The following is a 475-nucleotide window of genomic DNA, read 5'->3' as shown; positions in this document are numbered from 1 at the left end:
GATACCCACCGATCGGGGCAGGACAAATATAACGAGCCCACTACGCTCGACGGGGGCCGCAATTCACAGCTTTCAGTGAATCAGGCCCACGCGGGAGAAATTCGGCAGATTGCTGAGTTTCGGATCGGGCCAGCTCATCCACACGGCGAAGGCCTTGCCGACGATGTTGCGGTCCGGAACCATGCCAGCAAGCTCGGCGGGGATCGAGTCGTCCTGCCAGTAGCGGCTGTCGTTGGAGTTGTCGCGGTTGTCGCCCATCATGAAGTAATGCTCTGCCGGCACGGTCCACTGACGGCTCGGTTCGATTCGATAGCGCCCCATTTCCTTGCGGATCAGGTGCTCCACTTCGCCGAGTTTTTCCCGATACAGCACGGCGCTGCCGAGACTGCCCGGTTCTTCGCCGACCAGCATTTCGGCCACCGGCTGATCGTTGACGAACAGACGGCGGTCGCTGCTGTAGCGCACGGTGTCACCC

The 475-nt window shown here is 61.3% G+C and carries 1 protein-coding gene; it reads right to left on the bottom strand.

From position 1 onward, the window contains the following. Nucleotides 1-72: 72 nt before the first annotated feature. A partial coding sequence (lepB, locus tag ACU8YC_RS26740) for a signal peptidase I (protein ID WP_446896226.1) occupies nt 73-475 on the bottom strand: 403 nt, incomplete at its 5' end.

It is taken from the genome of Citrobacter sp. VF227 (assembly GCF_052950715.1).
The sequence above is the reverse complement of the archived record's forward strand: the minus strand, read 5'-3'. Positions and strand labels throughout refer to the sequence as shown.